General features: G+C 37.3%; 18 protein-coding genes. 11 read left to right on the top strand and 7 right to left on the bottom strand.

The features are described 5' to 3' along the window. Nucleotides 1-10: 10 nt before the first annotated feature. The 9 genes from D1B17_RS11145 (at nt 11) to D1B17_RS11105 (ending at nt 10,303) form a co-directional block, all read left to right on the top strand. Nucleotides 11-499 (top strand): PTS sugar transporter subunit IIB, encoded by a 489-nt coding sequence (locus D1B17_RS11145; RefSeq protein ID WP_120141657.1) that lies wholly within the window; start codon nt 11-13, stop codon nt 497-499. A 24-nt stretch (nt 500-523) separates the two neighbouring features. Beyond that, the gene (locus tag D1B17_RS11140) at nt 524-1,459 is read left to right on the top strand and encodes a PTS mannose/fructose/sorbose/N-acetylgalactosamine transporter subunit IIC (protein WP_120141658.1); all 936 of its coding nucleotides are present in this window, start codon (nt 524-526) and stop codon (nt 1,457-1,459) included. Further along, nucleotides 1,446-2,261 carry a PTS system mannose/fructose/sorbose family transporter subunit IID gene (locus D1B17_RS11135; RefSeq protein WP_120141659.1) on the top strand — a complete coding sequence of 272 codons (816 nt, stop codon included), beginning with the start codon at nt 1,446-1,448 and terminating at the stop codon, nt 2,259-2,261. The genes D1B17_RS11140 and D1B17_RS11135 overlap by 14 nt, the downstream gene beginning before the upstream one ends. 13 nt (nt 2,262-2,274) lie before the next feature. After that, the gene (locus D1B17_RS11130) at nt 2,275-2,700 is read left to right on the top strand and encodes a PTS sugar transporter subunit IIA (protein ID WP_120141660.1); all 426 of its coding nucleotides are present in this window, start codon (nt 2,275-2,277) and stop codon (nt 2,698-2,700) included. Continuing rightward, a complete protein-coding gene (locus tag D1B17_RS11125) occupies nt 2,681-4,708 on the top strand; it encodes a hypothetical protein (protein ID WP_137432129.1) in 2,028 nt (675 codons plus the stop codon). The genes D1B17_RS11130 and D1B17_RS11125 overlap by 20 nt, the downstream gene beginning before the upstream one ends. A gap of 28 nt (nt 4,709-4,736) precedes the next feature. Continuing rightward, on the top strand, nt 4,737-5,909 hold the full coding sequence (locus D1B17_RS11120; RefSeq protein WP_120141662.1) for an SIS domain-containing protein: 1,173 nt from the start codon (nt 4,737-4,739) through the stop codon (nt 5,907-5,909). 636 nt (nt 5,910-6,545) lie between these two features. Then, nucleotides 6,546-7,706 carry an N-acetylglucosamine-6-phosphate deacetylase gene (gene nagA / locus D1B17_RS11115; RefSeq protein WP_120141663.1) on the top strand — a complete coding sequence of 387 codons (1,161 nt, stop codon included), beginning with the start codon at nt 6,546-6,548 and terminating at the stop codon, nt 7,704-7,706. Between the two features lie 408 nt (nt 7,707-8,114). Continuing rightward, complete coding sequence (gene nagA / locus D1B17_RS11110; RefSeq protein ID WP_120141664.1) at nt 8,115-9,275, top strand: N-acetylglucosamine-6-phosphate deacetylase; 1,161 nt, start codon at nt 8,115-8,117, stop codon at nt 9,273-9,275. A 272-nt stretch (nt 9,276-9,547) separates the two neighbouring features. Continuing rightward, entirely contained in the window at nt 9,548-10,303 is a 756-nt protein-coding gene (locus tag D1B17_RS11105) for a glycerophosphodiester phosphodiesterase family protein (protein ID WP_240704409.1), read from the top strand. 436 nt (nt 10,304-10,739) lie between these two features. On the opposite strand, the gene D1B17_RS11100 is transcribed toward D1B17_RS11105, so the two are convergent. The 7 genes from D1B17_RS11100 to D1B17_RS11070 form a co-directional block, all read right to left on the bottom strand. Further along, nucleotides 10,740-12,656 (bottom strand): hypothetical protein, encoded by a 1,917-nt coding sequence (locus D1B17_RS11100; protein ID WP_120141666.1) that lies wholly within the window; start codon nt 12,654-12,656, stop codon nt 10,740-10,742. Nucleotides 12,657-13,257: 601 nt separating this feature from the next. Then, on the bottom strand, nt 13,258-15,231 hold the full coding sequence (locus D1B17_RS11095; protein WP_120141667.1) for an Ig-like domain-containing protein: 1,974 nt from the start codon (nt 15,229-15,231) through the stop codon (nt 13,258-13,260). Nucleotides 15,232-15,826: 595 nt separating this feature from the next. Then, complete coding sequence (locus D1B17_RS11090) at nt 15,827-17,188, bottom strand: zinc ribbon domain-containing protein (RefSeq protein WP_166806678.1); 1,362 nt, start codon at nt 17,186-17,188, stop codon at nt 15,827-15,829. Between the two features lie 944 nt (nt 17,189-18,132). Next, nucleotides 18,133-20,073, bottom strand: a complete 1,941-nt coding sequence (locus tag D1B17_RS11085) for an ABC transporter ATP-binding protein/permease (protein ID WP_120141669.1) — start codon at nt 20,071-20,073, stop codon at nt 18,133-18,135. Nucleotides 20,074-20,654: 581 nt separating this feature from the next. Beyond that, nucleotides 20,655-21,278, bottom strand: a complete 624-nt coding sequence (locus D1B17_RS11080) for a response regulator transcription factor (RefSeq protein ID WP_120141670.1) — start codon at nt 21,276-21,278, stop codon at nt 20,655-20,657. Then, on the bottom strand, nt 21,271-22,467 hold the full coding sequence (locus D1B17_RS11075) for a sensor histidine kinase (protein ID WP_120141671.1): 1,197 nt from the start codon (nt 22,465-22,467) through the stop codon (nt 21,271-21,273). The genes D1B17_RS11080 and D1B17_RS11075 overlap by 8 nt, the downstream gene beginning before the upstream one ends. Nucleotides 22,468-23,113: 646 nt before the next feature. Next, a complete protein-coding gene (locus D1B17_RS11070) occupies nt 23,114-23,878 on the bottom strand; it encodes a tyrosine-protein phosphatase (protein ID WP_120141672.1) in 765 nt (254 codons plus the stop codon). 66 nt (nt 23,879-23,944) lie between these two features. Between D1B17_RS11070 and D1B17_RS11065 the strand changes: the two genes are divergently transcribed. Continuing rightward, nucleotides 23,945-24,706, top strand: coding sequence for a glycosyltransferase family 2 protein (locus D1B17_RS11065; protein WP_240704408.1), 762 nt, complete (start codon nt 23,945-23,947; stop codon nt 24,704-24,706). A 572-nt stretch (nt 24,707-25,278) separates the two neighbouring features. Further along, entirely contained in the window at nt 25,279-26,229 is a 951-nt protein-coding gene (locus D1B17_RS11060; protein ID WP_120141673.1) for a zinc-binding dehydrogenase, read from the top strand. Nucleotides 26,230-26,242: the final 13 nt, after the last annotated feature.

Raw genomic sequence — 26,242 nt, 5'->3', positions numbered from 1 at the left:
GTATAAAGATATGGGCATTATTGCAGTAAGAATTGATGAAAGATTAATTCATGGACAAGTAGCTAATTTATGGACAACTAAATTACAAGCATCAAGAATTATGGTAGTTGATAACGAAATTATAAAGAGTGACATTCAAAAAACTGCCCTTAAATTAGCTAAACCTGCTGGGGTCAACCTAAGTATTTTAGGAACAAAGAAATCTTCAGCAAATATCTTAGCCGGAAAATACGATTCACAAAAAGTATTTCTTGTTGTTAAGAAACCTGCAACACTTGTAAGTATGGTTGAAGAAGGCGTTAAGTTCGACACTATCAATGTTGGTAATATGTCACAAAAAGATGACTCACAACATTTGACACAATCAATCAACGTTACTGATGACGATTACGATGCATTCCACAAACTTTTGGATGCTGGCGTTAAAGTAACAGCACAAATGGTTCCAAGTGACCCAATCAAGGACTTTGCAGGTATCTTGAAAGATTATAAAAAATAACAATTAAATTTGGGGGAAAGAACTATGAGTTTTACAATTGTTCAAATATTGCTTCTCACGGCATATTCTATGTATAACATCTATGATGAATTACAAATGAATTCATCATTGAGTCAACCAGTTTGGGCCGGAATGGTTTCTGGTTTAATCATGGGGGATATGAAGACCGGACTTATTATCGGTGCCGCTCTTCAATTGACAGTTCTAGGTGTTGGTACTTTCGGTGGTGCTTCTAAGATCGATGCTAACTCAGGTACTGTTTTGGCTACTGCCTTTTCAATCGGTACAGGTATGAAAGCTGCTACAGCTATTGCCGCTATCGGTGTTCCAGTTGCCGCACTTCTAACATCATTTGATATTCTTGCTAGATTTACTAACACTTACTTCCAACACCAAGTTGATAAAGATATCGAAAACTTCAACTACAAAGGTATTGAAAGACATACTATTTTAGGTGCCTTACCATGGTGTCTATCACGTGGTATTCCTGTTTTCCTAGCTTTGGCTCTAGGTCAAGGTGTTGTTAAGACAATGGTTACATATCTAAATGGTGACCTACAATGGTTGAACACTGGTCTACAAACAGCCGGTGCTACACTTCCAGCCGTTGGTTTTGCTATCTTGCTTCACTACTTGCCAGTTAAGAAACACATCGCTTACTTGATCCTTGGTTTCACAATTACAGCTCTACTATCAACAGTATTTTCAAACATCCAAGCACTTGGTGCAGGTGTTACAGCTGCAAACAAAGCCTTTACAACAACATTCAATTCACTTCCAATGTTAGCTATTGCCTTAATCGGTGGTGCCTTTGCTATTCTTGAATACAAGAAATCAATGGCTAAATTGAACGCTGCTACTACTGCAGGTCCAAAAGCTACTTCAGATGACGAAGATGAAGACGAAGACGATGAAATTGAAGACGCTAACGGGGAGGTAGACGGTGATGAAGAAGAATAAAGAATACAAATTAACTAAAAAAGATTTCAACCAAATTAACAAACGTAGTTTGTTCGGTTTCCAAATGGGTTGGAACTACGAAAGAATGCAAGGTTCAGGTTATCTTTATACAATCTTGCCACAACTAAGAAAAATTTATGGTGATGGTACTCCAGAGCTTAAAGAAGCTATGAAGACACATAACCAATTCTTTAACACAAGTAATTTCTTTAACACAATTATTACAGGTATCGATCTTGCCGTTGAAGGTAAAGAAGGTGCTGATTCACTAGATACAGTTGCTGGTATTAAGACAGGTCTTATGGGACCATTCGCTGCTATCGGTGATTCATTGTTCGCTGCTTTGGTACCAACTATCATGGGTGCTATTGCTGCTACTATGGCTGCTCAAGGTAACCCAATGGGACTATTCCTATGGTTAGCAGTTAATATTGCTATCATGGTTTTCCGTTGGAAACAACTTCACTTTGCTTACAAGACAGGTACAAAACTTGTTTCTGAAATGCAAGGTCAATTGAATGCTTTAACTGACGCCGCTACATTACTAGGTGTCTTCATCGTTGGTGCTTTGGTTGCTACTATGATCAACGTTCAAGTCCCATTTGTTGCTCACATGGGTAAAGTTACTCTAAGTGTTCAAAGTAACATTGATATGATTCTTCCTAAGTTAGTTCCAGCATGTATCGTAGGTCTTGTTTACTGGTTACTAGGTAAGAAGGGTATGACATCAACAAAGGTTATCTTTATTGTTATTATTGCCGCTATTGCACTATCAGCAATCGGCGTACTAGGCAAAATCTAGGAGGATTTAAATTATGGCATTAATCTTGATGAGTCATGGAAATATGGCAATCGAAACATTAAAATCAGCAGAATTAATTATCGGTGAACTACCTGAAACTACAGCTTTAGGACTTGAAAAATCTGATGGTCCTGAAGACTTAAAGGCAAAAGCTGAAACAGAAATTAAAAAGTATTATGGAAAAGAACCTGTCTACTTAATCGTTGATCTACTTGGTGGAACACCAGGTAACGTCGCTGTTAATTTGACCCAAACTTATCCTGAAATGCACGTTATTTCTGGTTTAAACTTGCCAATGGTAATTAACTACGCTAATCAAAAATTCATTGGTTCAGATATCAAAGTTGCCGATATGATGAAGGAAGCAAAAGACGGAATCGTCGATGTCAACGCCTTTATCAACGCTGACTCTGATGAGGATGATGAAGAAGATGAATAATTCTTACCGTTATACGCTGCGTTTCGCAGTAGATAAGAACATTTATGATGCTGACAAAAAGCAACGATTGATTGATTTTGTTAAAGAAGCTCATGTTTCTGATGTTGCCTTTTTCATCAATCAAGAGGAACTATCAGATGCTCATATAACTCTAGAAAAAGCTAAAGAATTAATTACTAACATTGACGAAGTTAGTCAGCCCTTAAAGGAGCTTGGTATTACTGTAAGTTTGAATCCCTGGACGACCATGAATCATTCAGATCGTGGTATTCACATCAATCCAAAACTTGATATCAAGCCAATGGTTAACTATCAAGGTGTTAAAAGTATCTCAATGGCTTGTCCCGGCTATCAAGGTTGGGCTGATTATATCAGTGATATCTATGCTATTTGGGCAAGTATTCACCCCAATGAATTATGGTTGGAAGATGATTTCAGACATTATAAGAACGCACCCTTCAAACTAGGATGTTTCTGTGAAGATCATATGAAACAATATAATGAGCTTTTGGAAACTGACTTATCACGTGAAGAATTCGTCCAAAAAATGTTCACTGGTGGCGAAAATAAATACCGTAATGCTTATTTAAAAGTTGCACGTGCTGAAATTTTACATGTCGCACGTATGATTGAACAAAAGGTTCATGCAGTTTCTCCAACTACAAAATTAGGTTTGATGAGTTCTTGGCCAGAGGTTCACGCCCTTGAAGGTCGTGACTGGCAGAAGCTCTTAGATGAATTGAGTGGTGAGAATACCCCCGCTGTATCACGTCCTCACTTGCCAGCATATAACGAGGTCAGTCCTCAACAATATGCACGCGATTTTGAGAAGTATACAGTTGCAACGAGAACCGAAATTGGCACTAAGCACAAGATTTATCCAGAAATGGAAAGTTTCTTGTACTCGCCATATGCTAAGTCAAATAAATTTACACAATTCCAACTAGATACAACCAGTTTGGTTCATGCGAACGGCGTTTTGCTAAATATGTTCAGTATGATGGGTGATGGCGTTAATACGACATATCGTTATGCCTACCTGCTAAAAAACGATAAGGAATTTTTGGATTTCTTGTCTGAAAACGGCATTGCTATTGAACAACGTAGCGGCGTTATAGTTCCAATGAATCAAGATGTTGCTAAGACGAAGATTGATTCTGAAGGTACTTTAGAAGGTTTGATGGCATCACAAACTCAATGGCTTGAGTTGCTTTCAACACTTGGGATTGCAACTAAACCGCTTAATTATACTGATCAGGAAATCAAAAATAAGTGTGTTGCAATTACGGGTAATTTCTTAAATACCTTGTCAGATGAACAAATTACTCAAATGCTTTCATGTAACTTTGTTCTATTGGACGGGGATGCAGTAGTTATTTTGAATAATCGTCATCTATTGGATTTGATAAATGCGACAAGTATTGAAGTTATCAAGAATCGTTCTGGACAACAGTCATTTGAACAATTTGACGGAGAGACGATTTCTGGTATCAACAATCCAAGATTAACGATGTTAACTCACACGGGTGACTACGTAAAAATTAATTATAAAGCTCACGTAAATGTACATTCATCAGCTTACGACCGCTTAGAGAATAAGTTGGGACCAGTAACTGTCAGCGACGATAAGTTCTATATCCTACCAATTACTGATTCTCCTAAGTATGGATGGCAAGCTCAATATACTGATATTCGTGAGGGAGATTTGAAACATTTCTTTGAGGAACAATTAAGCGTGCCACATTTGGTCAATATGTACAATTGCAAGATGGTCATCGATGAAAGCCAATCACAGATGATCATTAGTAACTGGTCGATTGATGATGTTGACGGAATTAATTTCTTCTTGAAAGATCGAAATGTTAAGCAAGTTTCTATTACATATCGTGACGCGGACAATTCAGTTCAAAACAAAGTCTTAGATGTGACGCTAGATTCTAAAGGAATCTATCATGTTGACTTTAATGTTAAGGAATTAGCAGTGCTTCACATCAAATTCTTAGGTTAAAAATTATTTAGAGAAGGGATCCAATATCATGTTTACAAAATCAGATCAAGAACTAGAAAAAATGGGTGCTAAAATCACAACTCGTGAAATTCAACAACAACCTGACTTGTGGAAAGAAGCTTTCCAAAACTACACAGCTAAGAAATCAGAAATTGATAGCTTTCTTGATAAAATAACTTCGACATATCCAAACCAAAAAATCAGAGTTATCTTCACAGGTGCTGGTACTTCAGCTTATGTAGGGGATACGCTTAGACCATATTTGAATCGCGTTGGGGACACTTCACATTTCGTGTTTGAAAGCATTCCCACAACTGATATTGTATCTGCTCCACTAGATAATCTAAGAAGTGAAGATCCAACAATTTTAGTATCATTCGCTAGAAGTGGTAACTCTCCTGAAAGTGTTGCTACAGTGGAATTAGCTGAAAAACTTGTTAAGAATTTGTATCAAATCACTATCACTTGTGCTCCAGAAGGACATTTAGCTAAGAAAGCTGAAAACGAAGACGGCAATCTTCTACTTCTTCAACCAGCACTTTCAAATGATAAGGGATTTGCCATGACCGGAAGCTTCTCTTGCATGACTTTAACAGCTGCATTGATTTTTGATACAAATGCCGAAGACAAGAAGACAGCTTGGGTTGATACTATGATCAAGATGGGTCAAGAAGTTATCAGCCGTGAGGACGAAATTCAAGCCTATGCAGACTTAGATTATGACCGTATCACATACTTAGGTAGTGGTTCACTTTCAGGACTTACACGTGAAGCGCAATTGAAAGTTCTAGAATTAACTGCCGGAGCATTGACTACGATTTTCGATTCATCAATGGGATTCCGTCACGGTCCTAAGTCATATGTAAATGGTAAGACAATCGTCTTTGATTTCATGAGCAACGATAAATACACTCGTCAATACGATGTAGATATCTTGGAAGAAATCAAGGGTGATGAAATCTGTGAAAAAGTCGTTGGTGTAGGTACATCAGATGACAATGATTTCTCAGGAGATAACTTCTTCATTAAATCCGGGGACAAAAATCTACCTGAACTATATCAAGCATTACCAGACGTAGTGTTCGCACAAACATTTGCATTGATGAATTCAATCAAAGTTAACAACACACCTGATACACCATCAGCAAGCGGTACAGTTAACCGTGTTGTTAAAGGTGTAACAATTCACGATTACGAATAGTAATAAGTAGTCGCAACTCAAAGGTTGGAACATTAATTTGTTTCAGCCTTTTGTGTGTGGGGTTTAAAAATGCCGCCGGCGGGTGTGAATGATTTCTGGCTGCTGTGGGACCGGTCTGAGCCAAGGTCTCAGACCTCGATTTTGAGCTTCGCAAGGTACGCGAATCTCAAAATACGTCCATGTTGTAAGAACGGGAAACCGCCGTCCTAACAACATTGTCACTGCTGCCAGAATCATTCACGCCCGCCGGCTAGGATATTTAATTTTTTTGATGTGTTCTTATGCTCTAGGTTGTTTATGTATTAATAAGACCTTAATACTAATGCTGAAATATTAATGCATTAAATTATCAGAATTAGATTTATAGAATTTTAGAGTGACGATATGCTTGAAATGAACTAATAAACTAGCCGTAGGGAGGGAGAATTTAGGCGGCTGTGAAGGTGGCGTTATGGCTTTAGCCATTACACCACGGGACGAGTTTTGAAACTTGAGTGGTTTTCTCAAGGTTCAAAATCGAGATTGGAGACCGTTCTTTGACTCCAATCGGTCCCCACAGCAGCCTAAATTTCTCCCCCCGGAGGCGGCATCATTCAATATAAAAAATTATTTAAAAACAAAAAGGGAGAAACGAGAATGTCATATTTTATTCATGCTAAGAAATTCTTTTTGAAGAATACTACAGAAAACGGTGGTTATCTGGAAGTTACTGATGATGGTAAATTTGGTAAGTTTTATACTGCTGATGAAAAGAAGCCTGAGGGTAAGATTGTTGATTACTCTGACAAGTTTATTGCTCCTGGTTTAGTTGATACTCATATTCATGGTCTTTGTGGTCACGATGTGATGGATGATGATTTTGACAAGCTCAATGAAATGTCAGAAGGTTTGTTGAAGGCTGGTGTAACTTCATGGTTGCCAACCACTTTGACTGCTTCTCATGATCAACTTTTGAGTATTTGTCACACAATTGGTGATAACTACAAGAAGGTTACTGGTGCTAAGATTCAAGGAATTCATTTTGAAGGACCTTTCTATACTGAAAAGCATAAAGGTGCCCAAAATCCTAAGTATTTCAGAGATCCTGATGCTGAAGAATTCAAAGACTGGCAAGATGCTGCTCATGGTATGATCAGAAAGATTTCGATTGCTCCTGAAAGAAAGGGTGCTGCTGAATTTACTAAAGCTGTTGCTTCAGATAAAGTTGCTGTTTACTTAGGTCACAGTGATGCTACTTTTGAACAAGCTAAGGCCTGTGTCGAAGCTGGTGCTACTGGATTTACACATACTTACAATGGTATGAGTGGTTTGAATCACAGACTTCCAGGAATGGTCGGCGCTGCACTTTCAATGCATTTGGTTGACGATGAGTTGATTTGTGATGGACACCACGTTAATCCATACGCTGCTAGAATCGTAATTGAAAAGAAGACACCAGAACACGTTGCCCTAATCACTGACTGTATGCGTGCTGGTTTAATGCCAGATGGTGACTACGTGCTAGGTGAATTACCAGTTGTCGTTGCAAATGGAACAGCTAAGTTAAAACAAGAACCACATAGTTTAGCTGGATCAATTTTGTTGTTGAAAGACGCAATTAAGAACGTTGTTGACTGGAACATTGCTACAGACGAAGAAGCTGTTGAAATGGCAAGTTACACAGCTGCTAAGAGTTCAAAAGTCCTTGATGAATGTGGTGTCATTGCCGATGGTCGTGATGCTGACTTTATCGTGCTTGATGACGATATGACATTGTCAGAAACTTATCTTGATGGTGTTTCAAGATACCAAGCATAATTAGAGAGTGGGGTAGGCCTGGGAATTTCCGAGCATTTGCATTACTTCACGAATGATCCGCGTTTTTTGCGGATGATTTGGGAAGTTAGGCAAAGCGGAAGAAATTGGCCTGCGGAACTCGTTTTAAATCAGAGAGCTGACCTTGTGTAGCTCGTTTTGAAACCACTGTCTATATATAAAAAAGATGTTGAGGATAAAATCCTAACATCTTTTTTGTATCTCAAAATTTTTTGAAATATCCAACTAAAAATATAAAACTTTGTTACTATGTAAGCGTGATACAAAGAGTTCTAAGGTTTCATGTATTAAGTAAAGTGGTCTTTTATAGGAAAATTTATAATTAACCGTGGTATAGACCATTATCTAATGCTATAATGAAATTGTTAAAATTAGTAAGGAGACTAGAAAATGTCATATTATATTCATGCTAAGAAGTTCTTTTTAAAAAACACAACTGAAAACGGTGGCTATCTAGAAGTTACTGATGACGGTAAGTTTGGTAAATTCTTTACTGCTGATGAAAAGAAGCCAGAAGGCAAAATTGTTGATTATTCAGACAAGTTTATTGCCCCAGGTCTTGTTGATACACATATTCACGGTCTTGTTGGCCATGATGTTATGGATGACGACTTTGAAAAGTTGAACGAAATGTCAGAAGGTTTGCTTAAAGCTGGTGTAACTTCATGGTTACCAACAACTTTGACAGCTTCACATGATCAACTAAAACATATTTGTCAAACAATCGGTGACAACTATAAGAAAGCCACTGGTGCTAAGATTCAAGGTATCCACTTTGAAGGACCTTTCTATACAGAAAAACACAAGGGTGCTCAAAACCCTAAGTACTTCAGAGACCCTGATGCTGAAGAATTCAAAGATTGGCAAGATGCTGCTCACGGTATGATTAAAAAGATTTCTATTGCTCCTGAAAGAAAAGGTGCTCCAGAATTCGTTAAGGCCGTTGCTTCTGATGATGTTGCTGTTTACTTAGGTCACAGTGATGCTACATTTGAACAAGCTAAGGCTTGTGTTGAAGCTGGTGCTACTGGATTTACACATACATACAACGGTATGAGTGGTTTGAACCACAGAATGCCTGGTATGGTTGGTGCAGCTCTTTCAATGCACTTAGTTGACGATGAATTAATCTGTGATGGACATCACGTTAACCCATTTGCAGCAAGAATTGTTGTTGAAAAGAAAGGTGCCGAACACGTTGCTTTAATTACTGACTGTATGCGTGCTGGTTTGATGCCAGATGGTGACTATGTACTAGGTGAATTACCAGTTGTTGTTGCTAACGGTACAGCTAGATTAAAGGATGAAACACATAACCTTGCTGGTTCAATTTTATTATTGAAGGATGCTATCAAGAACGTTGTTGACTGGAACGTTGCTACAGAAGAAGAAGCTGTAGAAATGGCAAGTTACACAGCTGCTAAGAGTTCAAAGGTTGCTGACAAATGTGGTATTATCGCTGACGGTAGAGATGCTGATTTCATCGTGCTTGATGACGATATGACATTGTCAGAAACATACCTTGACGGTGTTTCAAGATACCAAGCTTAATTAGAGAGTAGAGCAGGCCTGGGAATTTCTGAGCATTTTCGTAGCTTGATGAATTGCCCGCCGGTTTTTGCGGGTGATTTATCAAGGTATGAAAAGCGGAGGGAGTTGCCCTTGTGTAGCTCATTTTGAAGCCACTGCCAAATCAATTTCACAATTCCAAAATCAAAAAATTATTTAAACCGATAAAAAAATCAAAGAAACCACTTAAACCGAGGATACATATTGTATGCTCGGTTTTTTTTATGCTTGTGGGTTGTTGTATACTCTACTTATTGGAGGATTACTATGCAGAAAAAATTATTGCTCATAGAGGAATACCAACATTAGCCCCAGAAAATACTATGGCGGCTTTTAATGTCGTTGTTAATCATGAAGTGAAATGGATTGAAACAGATCTAAGTATCACTAAGGACGAAAAGATTTTTGTCATTCACGATGATAAGTTGAATCGGACAACTAATCAATCTGGGTCAATCGAAACAGTTGATAGTGAGACTGTTGAAAATGCTGATGCCGGTTACTGGTTCGCTGAGAAGTTCCGTGGCGAAAAGGTTCCTACACTGGACCAATTGATTGATTTTCTTAATATCCACAAAATAAACGCTAATATCGAGCTAAAAGGTGTTGTAGGGGACAATGCTAATTATTTAGCTGATCGTTTAGTTGAAGAATTTGCTAAAGCATTGGAACGATTGGATGAACATGTTGAATTGATTATCTCAAGTTTCAATCCCATCATGCTAGAAAAAATGTATAAATTAAGACCTGATTTAAAATATGCTGTACTCTTCAGTCGTGCAACATTGGGTGATGATTGGAATTTAGTTATGCAAGCATGCCATGCTAAAATTGTTCATCCTGATAGTGCCGGTCTTACTGAAACTAAAATTAAGCAAATGAAAGATTACGGTTATGAGATCAACGTATGGACAGTTGATGATATTAATCGTGCCCAACAATTATTAAATTGGGGTGTTGATGGAATCATTACCAACATCGCCGATCGAATGAGTTTCTTAGAAAAATAAGCACAAAAATAACCTCGGGATTCAGCACGGTCTGAATTTTATCCCGAGGCCTTTTTGTCTAGACTTAGTTGTCTTTTCGGAGGATTCATTATGAAAATTAACAGCTTACTGGTTTTTAAAGGGGCAGAAGCTTACTCCAAATACAAATTTTTTATCAATTAACATGGATCGATTTTGCAAAATCTAAAGTTAAATTGTTACTGATTTTGCCTCATCTCGATTCAAATCTAATCTTTAAAACTAATCCCATTCACACAACCACCTCCATGGCGACCTGTTTAAATCGTGGGTGTTTCGGTGGATGTTGCTCACTGATGTGAGACTTCGAAGAAGAGGAATAAATTAAGTTCTATTTCTGTTCTTCTTACCCGTAAGTATAAACATTTTGCAACGTTATCCAATTAATTGAGATGAAACGTACTGTTTGTATAGGACTCTAGATTGAATCATCAATTGACCAGCTTAATTGTGCCTGGTAGTCGCCAGAAACTAAATTATTATTTGAGTTCAGATGTAGCAATAAGCCGTTATCGTGACTCCATTCGACTGATTTTAACGCCTCGAATTGATCTGATGTCGAAATCAAAGTTTTTTCAGAGATATCTAGGAAAGCATGATTCTCTCGATGGAAAAATAAATTGGCTGGTAAGACTTCATTATCCTGATTGATGAAGGGTGTATCTTGTTGCAGGAATAATCCGACAGCTTTAGATTTATTACGTCTTTGATCATCAATGTGAATAGGAATGTCGCTAGTAGGAAGTCGATATTTTATATAACTGTTATCACTTGGTCGAATTGGTTCAAAAGTAATATTTTTAGGTGCGAGTTCAACGTTATTAGTTAAATAATTCAAACTCAATTCTGATCCTTCCACTATGAAAGGTTCTTTAGCCGTGTAGTGACTGACAAAAACTGGTTGAGTAATTATTTTATGACGTTTGTTAATTGTAGGCGTGCTAGTTTTTATTTGAACTTCAACAGATTGCTTTGGCATCAAGGAACCTGTGGGAATACTGACTTCTTGTTGCTCACCTTGTTCCTGAAATTCGGGTATCATATTGGCATTGATTTCAACTATTTCTGAACCTTTAATTAGGTGAAATTTAAGTTCAGAACTTTGAATCTTATTTTTGCCAAAATTAGTTATTTTAAAATAGTATTTGATTTCGTCATTGGCGACCACATTGTATAAATCAGAAGTGGTGTCTTCGTGACTAGTAAAGGTGTTGTTATCAATACTCGTTTCGATTAAAATATCTGACTTATTAGCAGGAGCTATTAGTAATTTGGCCGGATTCGTTTCATATCTATAAGGTCTTCTATCTACTTGAGTTTCAATAGTAGCTTTATAAAATGATTCATCATCTTGTGGCGATGCATCCGGAATCTTATAGAATAAAGGATTTTCTGAGGCGTTTTCCGATGTAACATCTACATAGTCGGTATTTCCTCGTTCTTTACGATGCCAAGTAATTTTGACATCTTTACCGAGGGGTTCATCCTCTCTAAAGCCCATTAATCGAAAAGTAGCTTCATTACCTACGGCAGATTGCACATCATTGAGTCCGCCACCAACTTGAATCGTTTTTGTGGCATTAAGAAAATCGGCGTCAAAAAAGTTATGGTTAGTCGTAGCGGAAATTTGAATTTCACCTGATTTATAAATGTCACCTTCAAAAACATTGGCCGTGATTTTACCGTCTTCATCAATGTAGGCTAATTCACTATCTTTGTCTCGCAATGCCCAAGTCGGCTGTTCAGTGGTATTGAAAGGCTTGGTATGAGCTGTGGCATAAGTGGATTGTCCGTTGAAAAAGTTGGGACGATTGTAAATATAATCATTGTCAGTCGTGATTTCTAGTTGGTCTGTTTTGGTTGATTCAGAAGTAATGTTAACTTTGGCGACGTTTGAATAGATGTATTTAATCGTAGGGTCACCACCAGTTAGTAAAGCCATGAATTCCCAAAAAGGATAACTGATTTTTAATTGAATCCAGTAAGTTTCGTCTTTTTCTGGTGTAAAGGATAAATGCTTTGAATTAGAACCAATGACGTGCCAAGCTTCACTATCTGAGGCCATACGCCATTCGTATGTTAGGGCACGATTTTTACCATAACGAACATCGATAAGCGAGCGGCGTCCGTCTGCAGTGATTTCAACTGTTTCACCAGATTTTACGTAATAATTTTCTTGAACTTGTTTGATAATTCCTGATGTCGTGTACATGGGGCCAATTCTTTGAGCATTGGGAGAGGGATCATAGAATCCATCAGGATATTCATTTGTGTCAGCGGCTAATATTTTTGTGTTTGAAAAGCTTAGAATAACGGTCGAAACAATGAACAACAAAAATAGAAATTTCTGAAACGATTTAAATTTAGCTGTTGAGTAGATGAGCGGTCTCCTTTAAATATTCGTCTATACCATTTTGAGCATATAGAACATGATATTGAAAAGATGACAGAAAATCAAACTTATTTTTTAATAAAATGATTAGAAATATAGTTTCAAATATTTAATTAAAGGATTTTTAAATATATATGCCGCCTCCAGGTGTAAAAAATTTAGGTCGCTATGGGGACCGGTTGAAGCCTTGCGTCTCCAACCTCGCTTTTGAGCCTTGCACAAACCGCAAGTCTCAAAAGTCGTCCCGTGGCGTAAGCACTAAAGTGCTAACGCCACCTTCACAGCGACCTAAATTTTTTACTCCTTCCGGCTAGGGAGTTGGGAATAAATAGTGTTTTTTTCACTCAAAAAATGGTTTCAGCAATTCAGAATCGATTCTTTCTCAACGTTGGTTATAGAGATAACTACAAAAGTAGGGTAGATAAATCTTATTTAAAATTTATCTACCCTATTTCTTGCACTCAGAGATGACAGCTAACCTAAATTATTACTGAAACTATTGCATTTGGATTTAATAAATTAAGTAATGGATGGATTCTTTGAACTAAATACTATTTTCAAAATGCCAGTTGAGCGTTGTACTATATTTTCCAGCTAATAGCGGCAGACTGTCGACGTAAAGTAACAATCCTTCTTGACGTTGCCAGCTAATTGAAGTTAGTTCGTCACCGATATTTGAAGACGAGATTAATGTCTTATTATTTAAAATATTTTGGTGTGACCCATTATTGTAATAACGTAAACTGACGGGTAGGGATGTTTCGCCGTTTTCGTGGAGAAAGTCATTTTCTTGTGACAGGTAAAGTTGCATGGCACTTTTGTCTCGTCGGTTGTCGCTTATATCAATAATATTATTCGGGTTATTGGATGAATCGGGGCGATATTTGAGTACGTTTTTGGAGTATGTGGTGATGGTGCCGTAATCAATATCTTGAATTGTTGGTTCGATTTGGTTAGATAAATAGTTGATAATTTCATTGGATGTTTCTCGACGGTATACTTCGCCATCATTATTAGTTCCATAAATATACGGGGTACCTTTGAAACTATCATTTTTAGAAACATTTTGAACGGTGGTGTCTACATCGATATTAATTGTTTGGTTCGTGTTGATATTGCCAGATTTTATAACTAAATCGTCTGTATTGCTACTTTCGTCGGTTATAATTGTGTACTGGTCATCTGCTAGGACTTGGTCGTTTAGTTTAACTTGATTAACTTGAGTGCCAATTCTCAAAGGAATAACATAGTTACTATTTTTGAGAATACCGTCCAAACTTTGATTGGTTAAGGTGTTGTGATAGGAAATATTATCGCCATTAATTACTTTATTCAAAAGCAGATCAGTATCTTTATCGTCAGTATAAGTTTCGTTTTTGATAGTATTGTTGATTTCAATGTCTGGTTCACCAGAAGGGATAACGGTTAATTTGGCTTTGTTAGAAGTAATTGTTTTGGTAACTTTACCAGACTTCAAAGTAATAACTGCTTGATAGTAGGATTCGTCGTCGTCCATGTTAACAAGTTCGGTAACATAAGTAGAACTGTCTCCAGAAGCTACCTTAACTTTGTTATTAGAGCCGGGCATGTATTTATACCAGTCAATAGTTATTGTTCCAGTTGCACCATCGTCGTCGTCATCTCCATCACCACCAGTATTACCTTTGAGGGCATAAGTAGCACTTGTACCGGATTTAACAGTCTGGTCGTCTAAACCACCACCGATTTCGACTTCTTTAGAACCTTCGATATTTGGCCCGTTGCTATTAGTCATGGTGGCTGTGACTGTTACTGTACCTGAATTGCCATTGCTGTTGGCGGTAATGTGGCCATCTTCGTCGATGGTTGCTAAGTCGGGATTATCAATCGACCAAGTTATTTTTCCCGTGGCATTAACAGGGGTAGGTTTGGCATGAGCGTAAGTTGTGTTTGATAGTTGATCACTAGTGTTGTACAAATAATCATCATCAACAGTAACATCAAGCGAGATGGCATCAACTGCTTCTTCGAGCACGTGAACGGCCGTTACTTGAGAGTAAAGGTGGGTCTTTAAATACCAAGTGAGATAAGTATAAAATTGTGTGTCTAGTTGATACCAAGTAGTTCCAACTTCGGTCGGAGTAACAGTGAAATTCTTTTTTTGTCCATTATTACTTTTGTCAACTTCTGACCAATTACTACCATCTGGAGTTTCCCACCAACGAAAGTGGATTCCGTCAAAAATTCCAGTTAGAACTGCCCAAACAGAGCGTCCAGTGTTGGTTCTAATGGTAACAGGGTCGCCAACGGTCGTGTAATAATCAGATTGTGGTTGTAAGTCGTAACCACTAGTCAGCCAAATTCCAATGAATTTTTTAGGGTCTTTGGTCGGTTTGAATTTTGGTGTAACAACAACGTCTTCTTCATCAGCTTTGAGTTGATGATCAGTTGATTTTGTTGTCAGAGCAAGTAAAATCAAGGGAAAAATTAATAAGAATAAAAATTTTATAAGTGTTTTGGCATATTTGCGATGTTTCATGAGAGCACCTCCAATATACTGAGCAATATAATTATATAGGAAGATGTTTAAACACTTATGTAATTTTTTGTAAAATTATTTGGTGGATTTTGAATAAAATAATTATATGGCCGCCTCCAGGAGCAAGAATTTAGGTCGCTATGGGGACCGACGAAAGCCAAGGTCTTTCATCTCGATTTTGAACTTCGCAAAAACCGCGAATTTCAAAAGTCGTCCCGTGGTGTAGAGAGTGCGACAAAACATGGTTAGCTTTCGAGCATTAAGGCAAACAAGACCCGTAATCCGATTTTGGATTGCGGGTCTTGTTTGGTTTAAGCGGAAAAAGCTATGTTTTGTTGCACGTTTATGGCTGCATGTTTAAGACAAAAATAGTTATGTCAAAGCGCCAACGCCACTTTCACAGCGATCTAAATTCTTGCTCCTTCCGGCTAGGTTGTTCTTTGTTTTGGATGAATAGTTAGATTTGATGAGTGGATATTTCCAAATGACTTCTTTGTTTAAAGCAAAATAGCTCCAGCAATCCAAAATCGGATTACTGGAGCTATTTTAGTTAAGACTCTAAAGTTGACCTGAATTTAGTCAGCCTTAGAGTAAGTTATTTAATTCTAGGACGTAAAGTATAAGCCATTATTAATGAAATAACTGAAGTAGCTAGTAGGACGTAGAAGCTCATTCCAAAGGAACGGCTGGCGTTTACTACTACTTGGCCAGTAATAGCTGATGAGTTTACTAAGCCTGTGTTTAAGGCTGCATATAATGCGGCGTAAAGGACAGTTGGTAAGAAAGTAAAGATTCTTACCAAACGTATACTACCGCGTGATCTGAAACAACCTGCAATTAAGGCGATAACTGGTGAAAGGAAACAGATCAAGCGGATTGCTGAGAATCCATTTGTTATCCAAGTTGGTTGTGCACCTAGGTTATTGGCGGTGTAGTTAGCGGCGTTGGCAATGGTTCCTGATAGTGAGAGTCCATCAAGGAATGGGCCTGCAACTGAGGCAATGAACCCAATAAATGATGAAAAGATAATTACTTTTTGAGTAGTTGTCTTATGATTTGGTTTTAATCGATCAGCGGCATTCTCATATCTATCGCGAGCTTCCTTCTTAGTTTGAGCAGGACGTTCGTTATATGTTTGCGTATTGGAACTAGAACCGTTATTAGAATCTTTCTTCAAAGAAGTTTCGTGTTTAAGCGCTTTGTTAGCACCAACTTCATTTCCGTGACGCAATTGGGAAAGTAGGAACCATAGAATGATGATGATAGCTAAGGCAATATAACCGTAATTTCTCTTAACTACTAATAAAATAGCGGCTATGATAACTGCCAAAATACTAATATAAGCATTATTTTTGGCAAATTTCATCATATTATGAATGAAGCCGTCATTAGGATCGACTTCTTCGGCTTTACGTTTAGCTTCAGCAGCACGTTTTTCACTTTCAGTTGGTTCGAAAGGATTACCAATAGGATCTTTAATTGGATCAGTAAATGGTTTCTTGGATGATTCCACTTGTTCGGCCTTTTTATAAGGCTTTTGGGAAATTGGATTGAAATCATTTTTGCTATAAACTTGAGTCTTATCATCGATTGGTTCAGTAGCACTTGATTTACTGAAAGAAGAACGATTTGAACCTTCGTAAGTCTTCATAGCAGGTTCAGGATCTGGACGTGGGGTAGTCTTCCTTGATGCAGTAGTTTGCTTAGGATGATCAAATGATCCATACTCACGTTGTTGATCTGGTGCCTGTTGTAAATGAGGTTGTTCTACTGATTTAGTATCTTTAGCAGGTTCTTCTTCATTTAGTTCATTTTCAATTTCAGACAATGAACGAACAGTGTCATCATCTTTTACTTTGTTTGTTTCTTCAGCTTTTTTCTTTTTTAGGGCCCAACCACAGTTATCACAAAATTTTTGATCTGGGTCTACTTTATGGCCACAATTTGGACAAAACATTAGCATTCCTCCATTACGTTGACAAAATAAGTATACAAGACAACCTATTCTATAGGAAGACATTCGGTGAAAGTTCACAGAAATGTCACATGTTGTATATCCGAAACTCAATTATACAAAATTTTGAGGGACTTTGCTCATAATTATTTTTTCTTAAAACTGATGAAGCCAATAATCTAGAATCAGTTATTAGCTTCCGTCTCTGAGTGCAAGAAAGGTTGGCGCTGTGGGGACCGCCTGGAGCCAAGGTCTCCAGGCTCGATTTTGAACTTCGCAAAGTTCGCGAATTTCAAAACTCGTCCCGTGGTGTAATAGCTGAAGCCATTACACCACCTTCACTGCTGCCAACCTTTCTTGCACCCAGAGACTAGGGTATTAGCATTTTTCATGTGACGTATTTGAAGTCTAAGTGATTTGTAAATAGAATATAATATCAAAAAATAGGGTGGATAAAATTAAATAAAAACTTATCCACCCTATTTCTTTAGTCGTTTCTATAACCAAAATTGGATTACTTAACCTATTTGTTTTTAGTGCTAGAAAAGTGACCGTATTTTGTCAAATTCTCTTAGTCGTTACTTTATGTCACTCGTGGTACTAGTTGGTTTTTTGATTATGGAATTGAAATAATCTTTAAAGTCAAAAGATTCAGAACATATTCTATATCCTATAATTCTAGTCATTGATGCCAAAATAATACTTAAAGTTATTTAATATTAATTCAAAAACAAACAATGAACTAGCCGGAAAGAGCAAGAAATTAGGTCGCTGTGCAGGTGGCGTTAGCACTTTAGTGCTTACACCACGGGACGACTTTTGAAACTCGCGGTTTGTGCGAGGTTCAAAATCGAGACAAAAGACCTTGGCTTTTGTCGGTCCCCATGGCGACCTAAATTTCTTGCTCTTGGAGGTGGCATATTTAACTAGCACCACGCGTCTTATTATTATTCATCAGTTAATGAATCACGTGGATCAAGTTTAGCTGCTCGTCTTGATGGAGCTAAAGCAGCTAATAAACTGATGATAATGCTGATAACAATACCGAAGATAAAGTTACCGGGGGAGATTGAGACAATTGTTGCGTTAAAGGCGTTTTGGGCTATGGAATTGGTTCCCATTTGGACTAGCCAGGCAATGATTGAAGCAAATACTCCTGAAAGTAATCCAATTAAGAATGACTCGGAAATAAACATATTTCTAATATCTTTCTTTCTAGCACCGATGGCACGAAGAATACCGATTTCTTGTGTACGTTCAGAAACACTGATGTAAAGAACAACGATAATCATGATTGCTGAAACAATCAATGAAATACCAGCGATAGCGGCTAAGACATCAAATGCTAATCTGAGGTAAGTATTTAGTGAATCAATAATAGCTCCAACACCGGTAATTATGTAGCGATTTTGTTTTTTCTTATCAATTGTTGTCTTGTAAGATTTAACTTTTTCTTGAACGGTTTTAACGTTTAAAGTGTTGTTAACTGTTAATGTCGCAAAGTTAGGTTTGATAGTGACATTAGCATCTTTAGCGGCTGATTCAAGTGTGTTATATGTAACGGCTGATGAACCAGATTTGATGATACCTGAAACTTTCAAGTTCATTGTGATTTGGGCAGGTTGGTTATTTTTATCAAGACTTGTAACGTACATCTTGACCGTTTTGCCGACCATGTTTTTGTAATTCTTTTTATCTAATTTTTGAGCGTCAGATTTTAAAAGGATAATTTGATTATTTCCCGGTTTTTTACCCTTAGTGATATCGTCCGGCTTTTCAGTAGCGTTCCAAGTTTGGAAAAATTGGACTGCAACGTTCTTATTGTTGTAATTAACTTTAGGTGATTGTGCAAAATAAGCTTTTTCAACCTTTTTAACGTTCTTGATTTTTTTGAACCGATTGACGTCAGAATTGCTTATATTGACACTGTTAGGATCAATTGTATCCCTTGAAACATTTTTAGTTACTTGAATAGCATTGGGATTAACTTGTTTGGTCATTTCACCGTTGATATAACCAGTAATACCAGAGCCCAGTCCTAACATGAAAATTACGGAGAAAATACCGATTGCGGCACCTAAGATGATTAAAATATTTCGTCCCTTGGTGTAGCGCATATGTTCCCAAGCTAGACGGAAAGTATCACCAAAGCTTAAATGAGTAATCTTCTTTTCACTTGGAGTCTCGTTAGGAGCTTGATAAGAATCGCGCAACTTTTTATCTGAATCAACTTTACCATCTTGCAAGTGAACCACTCGGGTACCGTAATCAGCCACGATTTGTGAGTGAGTAACGGCAATAACCAATTTGCCCTCTTTAGCAATTTCATCCAAGATTTTCAAAACTTCTTCAGTATTTTCGGAGTCCAAAGCACCGGTTGGTTCATCGGCAATGATGATTTCAGGATCATTAGCTAAGGCACGAGCAATCGCAACACGTTGTTTTTGACCACCTGATAATTGATTGGGATGCTTGTCTAGATGTTCAGAAAGCCCAACCTTAGCAAGTAATGATTTGGCTCGATCAGTTCGTTGAGCTTTGCTTAATGAAGACATCTCAAGTGGAACCATAACATTTTCCAAAATAGTTAAGTGACTGATCAAATGAAAACTTTGGAAAACAAAACCAACAGTGTGGCTACGATAATTGTCTAAGGCCTTGTCAGAACCCTTTTTCAAAGATTGACCATTGACGAGGATATCCCCTTGGAATTGTGAATCCAAGCCACCAATTGTATTTAGTAGAGTAGTTTTACCACCACCGGACTCACCAAGAATCGAGACGAATTCGCCACGATCAAGTTTGAGGTCGATACCCTTTAAAACTGGAAATTCTTGTTTATTTAACGTAAATGATTTCTTTACATTTTTTAATTCTAGTAAGGTCATTTAGTTACCCCTGTTCTGTCCATATTTGCACAACTAGATATACATTTTATTGTAAATTTCTTTCTGTATTTTTAGAAATTTATTGCTTGTGTAAAATATGTTTATTTATTTTTTCAACAGTTAGAAGTATATAATGATTTTTGTTTTTGGGTAATTGAGATAGGTCATAAGATTTATATGACTTTAGTCATGTGCCGCCTCCGGATGCAAGCAACGAAGTCTGCTGTGGGACCGCCTGGAGCCAAGGTCTCCAGGCTCGGTTTTGAACTTCGAGAAAACCACTCGAATTTCAAAACACGTCCTGTGATGTAGGGGCTAAAGCCCCAATATCACTGTCACTGCTGACTTTGTTGCTTGCATCCTCCGGCTAGTTTAATAGTTTGTAATTATTAATTTTAGGATAGAAAAAAACATCAATCAATTTGATTAGTGTTTTTACTTAACAACTAAAAGGTGAAAAGTAAGTCTTAAGTTAAGTTATGGTGCTCTAGTTTTTCAGAGTATAAAGATATTAAAACCATCATATACTCTTAGTCAAATATTATTCTGTATAAAAAATAAACTAGCTGGAAGCGGCATATTTAATCATATTTTTTCATAAAGAGTGCGACTTCGGTGCGATTGCTTAATTGTAATTTTTCGAAAATATTTGTGACGTAATTCTTAACGGTTCCCTCTGATAAGAAAAGTATCGTGCTGATTTCTTTATTACTTTTTCCGTTGGCGATGGCTCGGGCTATTTCTAGTTCTCGGGGTGTTAAAGAGGATATCATGTTTTGTTGCGAGTTATTTTGAAGTCCGGCTACTAGGCTATCACTGATTTGGCTGCCGATGATGGATTCGTTGTTATGAACTTTTTTGATATCGGCAATTAATTCCTTGCCATCGGTGTCTTTTAGGAGGTAACCATTGGCGCCGTTTTTTAAGGCTTGGAAAATATATTCGTAATCATTGAAGGTGGTTAACACTAGAATTTTAACGTCAGGATATTTTTGATGAATGACTTTAGTGGCTTCAACGCCATTTAATACGGGCATTTTGATGTCCATCAGGACAATGTCGCAATCATGGTCTGCTAGATAGTCAACTGCTTCTTGACCATTTTTGGCTTGAAAGACTATTTCAATTTCTTCATCAAAACCGAGGACTAAACTTAATCCTTCACGAACAATAGCTTGATCGTCGGCAATTATCATTTTAATCATTTAAATTTTCTCCAATCGGAATTGTAATGTCAGTTTTGAATCCACTTGGTTTATTGTTAGAAAAGTTTACTTGACCGTTTAGCTTTTCCACACGGTTTTTAATTCCATTGATACCGTTTGAAGCTACGATATTTTTGGCATCTAAGCCATTATTACTAAGATTGAAAGTCATTTTATTGTCAATGAGACGTAATTTAATAGTAATAAGTGAACTGTGACCGTGTTTAATACTATTGGTAATAAATTCCTGAGATGTTTTATAAATTAAATCTTTAACGGCGATATCTAGTTTATTGACGTTGAAGTATGTTTTTAAATCAACTTTGACTTCTTCAGTCACAGAAATAGAGTTCTTCAATTCGTCGAGGGCGCTTTGTAAGTCTGCCAACTCCTTGGTTTCCTTTAGTTCATTAACGGTTTCACGCAATTCCACTAAACTGTGGTCAATAATATCCTTAGATTTATCAAGAATCTGGTGCGATTTCTCGGGATTGGTATCAATAACTTGGTTTAAAGCGTCTAAATGTAATCTGAGACCGATCAATGAATGACCTAGCATGTCGTGTAAATTTTGTGAAATACGTTGACGTTCTTCAATTAAAGTTAATTCTTTGATTTTACTGGAGTAATCTTGGAGCTGATCGACTTTAGTTATCAATTCTTTGTTTAAGCCGTCAATAGCACGATTTTTGGTCAAGAGATTTAAGTATAAGTAAGAAATTAAATAAGTACTCCAGAATTGAACGGTGTATGGTGAAAGAATCACTTGTACGTAGCCGACCCAGGAGTGGTAGTTAAAGTTCAATGAGCGAGGAATGACGAAGTATGAGAAATAGATAATAAACTGGATGACGATAATATGTATAGGCTTGGGATTTTGTTTAATGGTGTATTCAGCGGTTGTCACAACTAAGACGTAGTAGTAGATGATAAGAAAAGACTGTTGAATAAATAATTGAATGATCCCCAAAATAAGAAAAACAAAGTAACTGAAGTATTCCGCAAATTTATCACTGGGATGATTACTCCATGGACTGAAAAATAAACATTCCGAAACTGCAACAAATAGAGCAATTCCCATTAGTAAAACTTTAATCGGATTAGTGAGTTCTTGGACAGCTATTTCTGAAATGACGATCAATAGAGAAAAAAGTCGTAAGTAGAAACCAGCATTGTTTTTAAAGTGCATTGTATTTTCCTTTGGTTAATATTTGAGAGAGTATTGTGGGTCGCCTTCAGGCAGTTAGGTAAAATTTTTGCTAGGACGACCTCTAAGTTAGTATAAGGATACTATTTTTAAGGACACAAAAAAACCTCATACATTGGGAAGATGTATGAGGGAAACGATTGTTGGTTTTGTATTAGTCAAACTGTAAGGTATGGGAATGGTACAAATTGGTAATGGCAGAGGGAACAAGCTGGATTTTTTTGTAAGAGGTGAGATTGCCCCCTCTGCAAAAATATTATAACTAATATGGAATTACCATTGCCAACCTAGTTTGATATAACAAGATATTAACTTGCTGATTATTTGGTATAAATGCTTGGTGGTATGCCGCCTCCAGGAACAAAAAAATTGAGTGTCGCTATGGGGACCGGTTGGAGCCAAGGTCTCCAACCTCGACTTTGAACCTCGCAAAAACCGCGAGTTTCAAAAGTCGTCCCGTGGTGTAAGAGCTAAAGCTCTAACGCCACCTGCATAGCGACTCTCAATTTTTTTGTTCCTTCCGACTAGTATTCTGTTATTTTTGAGTGATAAATAACAGTAGGTTATTGTTATATTTTAAGAATCATAACATTGTGATTAAAACATATAATCTTCAAGAAGTTATGTTTTAATTATCATCGTTAGTCGTATAAATAGCCTTCAACTTAGCTAATTTATCGGCATCAATATCCAGTGCCTTGTCCAAATAATTTTCAAAGGTTCCATAATAATGTTCGATGGCATCAAATACTGAGGTGATACTTTCTAGGTCGGCGGCGGTCATGTTCATTTGGTTGACGCTTTGGTTGCCTGATTTATCGTTCAAAATGCGGTCTATTTCGTGGTCGCTTTCGTACATTAAATTGGTTAATAAATAATCTTTGGTAATAGTTTCGTCGTCTACACCTAGGGCCTTGAGAATTAAGAGGGCACCGATACCTGTCCGATCTTTTCCAGCTGCACAATGGAACAATAGGGCTGTATTTGGTTGGTCGTTATGTAATAATAAATCGAAAAATAATTTGTAGGCTTGTTGTCCGTGGGCATCTAAGACGACGCTTTGATAAATCATGCCTAAATAGTTATAACTATTTCGATTGAGGATGCCTGCAAGTTTGTCGCCGTTGCCTTTGAGTGGGTAAACGGGGTCAGAATAAATTTTGTAGAAATCAGATGTGGTGTCGGCCCAATTACGTTGTTCATCGTTGGAACGAAAATCAACAATATACTTTAAGCCGTATTTTTTAAGGTAAGCTAAAGATTTTCCTGTTAAGTTACTTATATCCCCTGAACGTAAGAGTTTATTATATTTAATTGTCGTACCATCTTTAGTGGGGTATCCACCAAGTTCACGTAAATTTATGGCACCTTCAAGATTTAATATGCGTTTCATTTTTTCTCCTCCCCGAGTCGTTGCGTATTTTAGGTCATTAGAAGTAAAATAATACTAAGGTGATTTATGGTGAAAAATAAACTTTCAATTATTATGACAGCTTATAATGTAGCTAATTACATTTCTAGCGCGATTGATTCAGTAGTTGCTCAAACTAATCAGAATTTCAATCTAATTATTGTGGATGACTGCTCTACCGATCAAACTCAGAAGATAATCCGTCTGTATGAAAAAAAGTATGATTGGATATCTGTTGTTTGCCATACACAAAATTCCGGAGTTTCGGCCTCGAGGAATACCGGACTTGCAATGGCCGATGGCAAATTAGTGACTTTTATCGACGGTGATGATTGGGTTGAACCCGATTACGTTGATCATTTTTTAGATATCTTTAATGATAATGATGTTGATATGGTTACATGTGGCTTTTTCAACGAAAATGAAAATGGCAAAGTTAAGAATAAAATTGCTAAGCGTCAGACTTCCATAGTTGGTCGTGATGAGGCCGTGAAACAGATTATTAAAATGACTGGGACGGTTATGGGTTATACATGGAATAAAGCCTATGTCCGTTCAATTATTGATGATAATAATCTCGGCTTTCAAACGGATCTCGATTTGATGGAAGACCAAGTTTTCAATGTCGAATATGCGACAGTAGCTAGAAAATTTTATTTAGATAACATTCCCTTATATCATTACGTTTCCCGCAAAGGCAGTATTACTCAGAAATTTGCGATGGAAAATGTCCGTGACGTTGGAGTTGCGAGAATGAAAGTTTATAAAACAATTCGAGATAGCACTCGAAGTGAAAAAGACGAGATTTAAGAAAATTACTGAAGATTAGTTAAATATTCCGCCTCCAAGAGCAAGATATTTTGGTCGCTATGGGGACCGCCGACAGCCTTGTGTCTTTCGGCTCGCTTTTGAACCTCGCACAAATCGCGAGTTTCAAAAGTCGTCCCGTGGTGTAAACACTAAAGTGTTAACGCCACCTGCACAGCAACCAAAATTTCTTGCTCTTTCCGGCTAGTTTACTCTTTGTTTTTAAATCAATAGTGAACAATTTTCAGCATTATTGTGATACTGATAACTAAAGCTATTCTGCTTTTGTGATTTGAGTAATTGGAGTATTACAGTGTTGGGGCTTAGAATATATTTTGAATTCTTCAACCTTGAGTAATATCTTTTAGAATATCTAGTATTAATAGTAGGTCAAGTCTAGGCTTGGCTTTTTTTGTGCTATCGAACACCTTTAGAATACCATTTTAAGGGTGATGGCTGCTTTCAAAAGCTTTTTGAAAAAGGATAGGTTTAATCGTTGGCAGTAACGTAATGTTGCGGGTTATAGTAGATATTATTAAGAGCTATTAAATATTTGATATGGAGGAGATATAAATATGAAAGCAGTTGTTGTTAACCAAGCTGGTGGTCCAGAAGTTTTGCAAATTGAGGAACGTCCGATTCCCCAAGCTACTACGGATCAAACGGTTATTCATATTAAAGCCTTTGCGGTTCATCGTTATGAGGTTTTGACACGTGAAGGTGGGTCACCATCGGTTAAATTTCCTCGAGTTATTGGCGTTGAAGCTGTGGGTGAAGTTTACCAGCCTTCTAAGAATAGTAAATTGGCTAAAGGACAAAAAATTATGGTTGTTAACGGTGGTTTCGGTCGTGCCTTTGATGGTAGTGAACAAGAATACGCCTTAGTACCTGATGAAATTATTCATCCGGTTACTTTTGATGGTTCATGGGTAGAATTTGCTAATTATCCCGAAACATTTTATACAGCATTTGGTGCCTTGAAGACAACTAAATTGCATGCTGGTCAAACGTTGTTAGTTCGTGGTGGAACAACTGGTGTAGGGATGGCTGCTTTAGTTATTGCCAAAGCTATGGGCTTGAAAGTTGCCGCAACTACTCGTCGAAAAGAACGCAGTCAAATGTTGTTAGATATGGGTGCTGATGAAGTTGTAATTGACCAAGATGGCAAGTTACAAACAAATAATTCTTATGATGGCATGCTTGACATGGTCGGTGCTCCCGTGGTCAGTGATTCATTGTCACATGTTAAACGTGGTGGTTACTATACAACAATTGGCTTACTGTCTGGAGAATGGATTTGGAATAATTTTGATCCATTTGAAAATATTGCCGGTAAGTACGTCACAGCTTTTGATGGTGTAGATATCAATGATGAAATGGTTAACGACATGTTCAAGTTGATCAATGATAATCATTTGACGATTCCGATCGCTAAAGTATTTAAGTTGGATGAAATTCAAGCAGCACAAGAATATATTATGAAACATGATCGTCCGATTGGACAGGTTATTGTTACGACCGATTAAAATAAAAAACGAC

This window comes from Companilactobacillus zhachilii, from assembly GCF_003606365.2.
Lineage (GTDB): Bacteria > Bacillota > Bacilli > Lactobacillales > Lactobacillaceae > Companilactobacillus > Companilactobacillus zhachilii.
Note: the sequence above shows the minus strand (reverse complement) of the source record. Positions and strands in the feature narration are given on the sequence as shown.

What these genes read in the sequence shown, in the direction of transcription:
- D1B17_RS11125 (WP_137432129.1), top strand. Translation starts at nt 2,681, where the DNA reads ATGATGAAGAAGATGAATAATTCTTACCGTTATACGCTGCGTTTCGCA.
- D1B17_RS11140 (WP_120141658.1), top strand. Translation starts at nt 524, where the DNA reads ATGAGTTTTACAATTGTTCAAATATTGCTTCTCACGGCATATTCTATG.
- D1B17_RS11135 (WP_120141659.1), top strand. Translation starts at nt 1,446, where the DNA reads ATGAAGAAGAATAAAGAATACAAATTAACTAAAAAAGATTTCAACCAA.
- D1B17_RS11070 (WP_120141672.1), bottom strand. Translation starts at nt 23,878, where the DNA reads ATGAAACGCATATTAAATCTTGAAGGTGCCATAAATTTACGTGAACTT.
- D1B17_RS11120 (WP_120141662.1), top strand. Translation starts at nt 4,737, where the DNA reads ATGTTTACAAAATCAGATCAAGAACTAGAAAAAATGGGTGCTAAAATC.
- D1B17_RS11080 (WP_120141670.1), bottom strand. Translation starts at nt 21,278, where the DNA reads ATGATTAAAATGATAATTGCCGACGATCAAGCTATTGTTCGTGAAGGA.
- D1B17_RS11060 (WP_120141673.1), top strand. Translation starts at nt 25,279, where the DNA reads ATGAAAGCAGTTGTTGTTAACCAAGCTGGTGGTCCAGAAGTTTTGCAA.
- nagA (WP_120141663.1), top strand. Translation starts at nt 6,546, where the DNA reads ATGTCATATTTTATTCATGCTAAGAAATTCTTTTTGAAGAATACTACA.
- D1B17_RS11065 (WP_240704408.1), top strand. Translation starts at nt 23,945, where the DNA reads ATGGTGAAAAATAAACTTTCAATTATTATGACAGCTTATAATGTAGCT.
- nagA (WP_120141664.1), top strand. Translation starts at nt 8,115, where the DNA reads ATGTCATATTATATTCATGCTAAGAAGTTCTTTTTAAAAAACACAACT.
- D1B17_RS11145 (WP_120141657.1), top strand. Translation starts at nt 11, where the DNA reads ATGGGCATTATTGCAGTAAGAATTGATGAAAGATTAATTCATGGACAA.
- D1B17_RS11085 (WP_120141669.1), bottom strand. Translation starts at nt 20,073, where the DNA reads ATGACCTTACTAGAATTAAAAAATGTAAAGAAATCATTTACGTTAAAT.
- D1B17_RS11075 (WP_120141671.1), bottom strand. Translation starts at nt 22,467, where the DNA reads ATGCACTTTAAAAACAATGCTGGTTTCTACTTACGACTTTTTTCTCTA.
- D1B17_RS11095 (WP_120141667.1), bottom strand. Translation starts at nt 15,231, where the DNA reads ATGAAACATCGCAAATATGCCAAAACACTTATAAAATTTTTATTCTTA.
- D1B17_RS11090 (WP_166806678.1), bottom strand. Translation starts at nt 17,188, where the DNA reads ATGTTTTGTCCAAATTGTGGCCATAAAGTAGACCCAGATCAAAAATTT.
- D1B17_RS11130 (WP_120141660.1), top strand. Translation starts at nt 2,275, where the DNA reads ATGGCATTAATCTTGATGAGTCATGGAAATATGGCAATCGAAACATTA.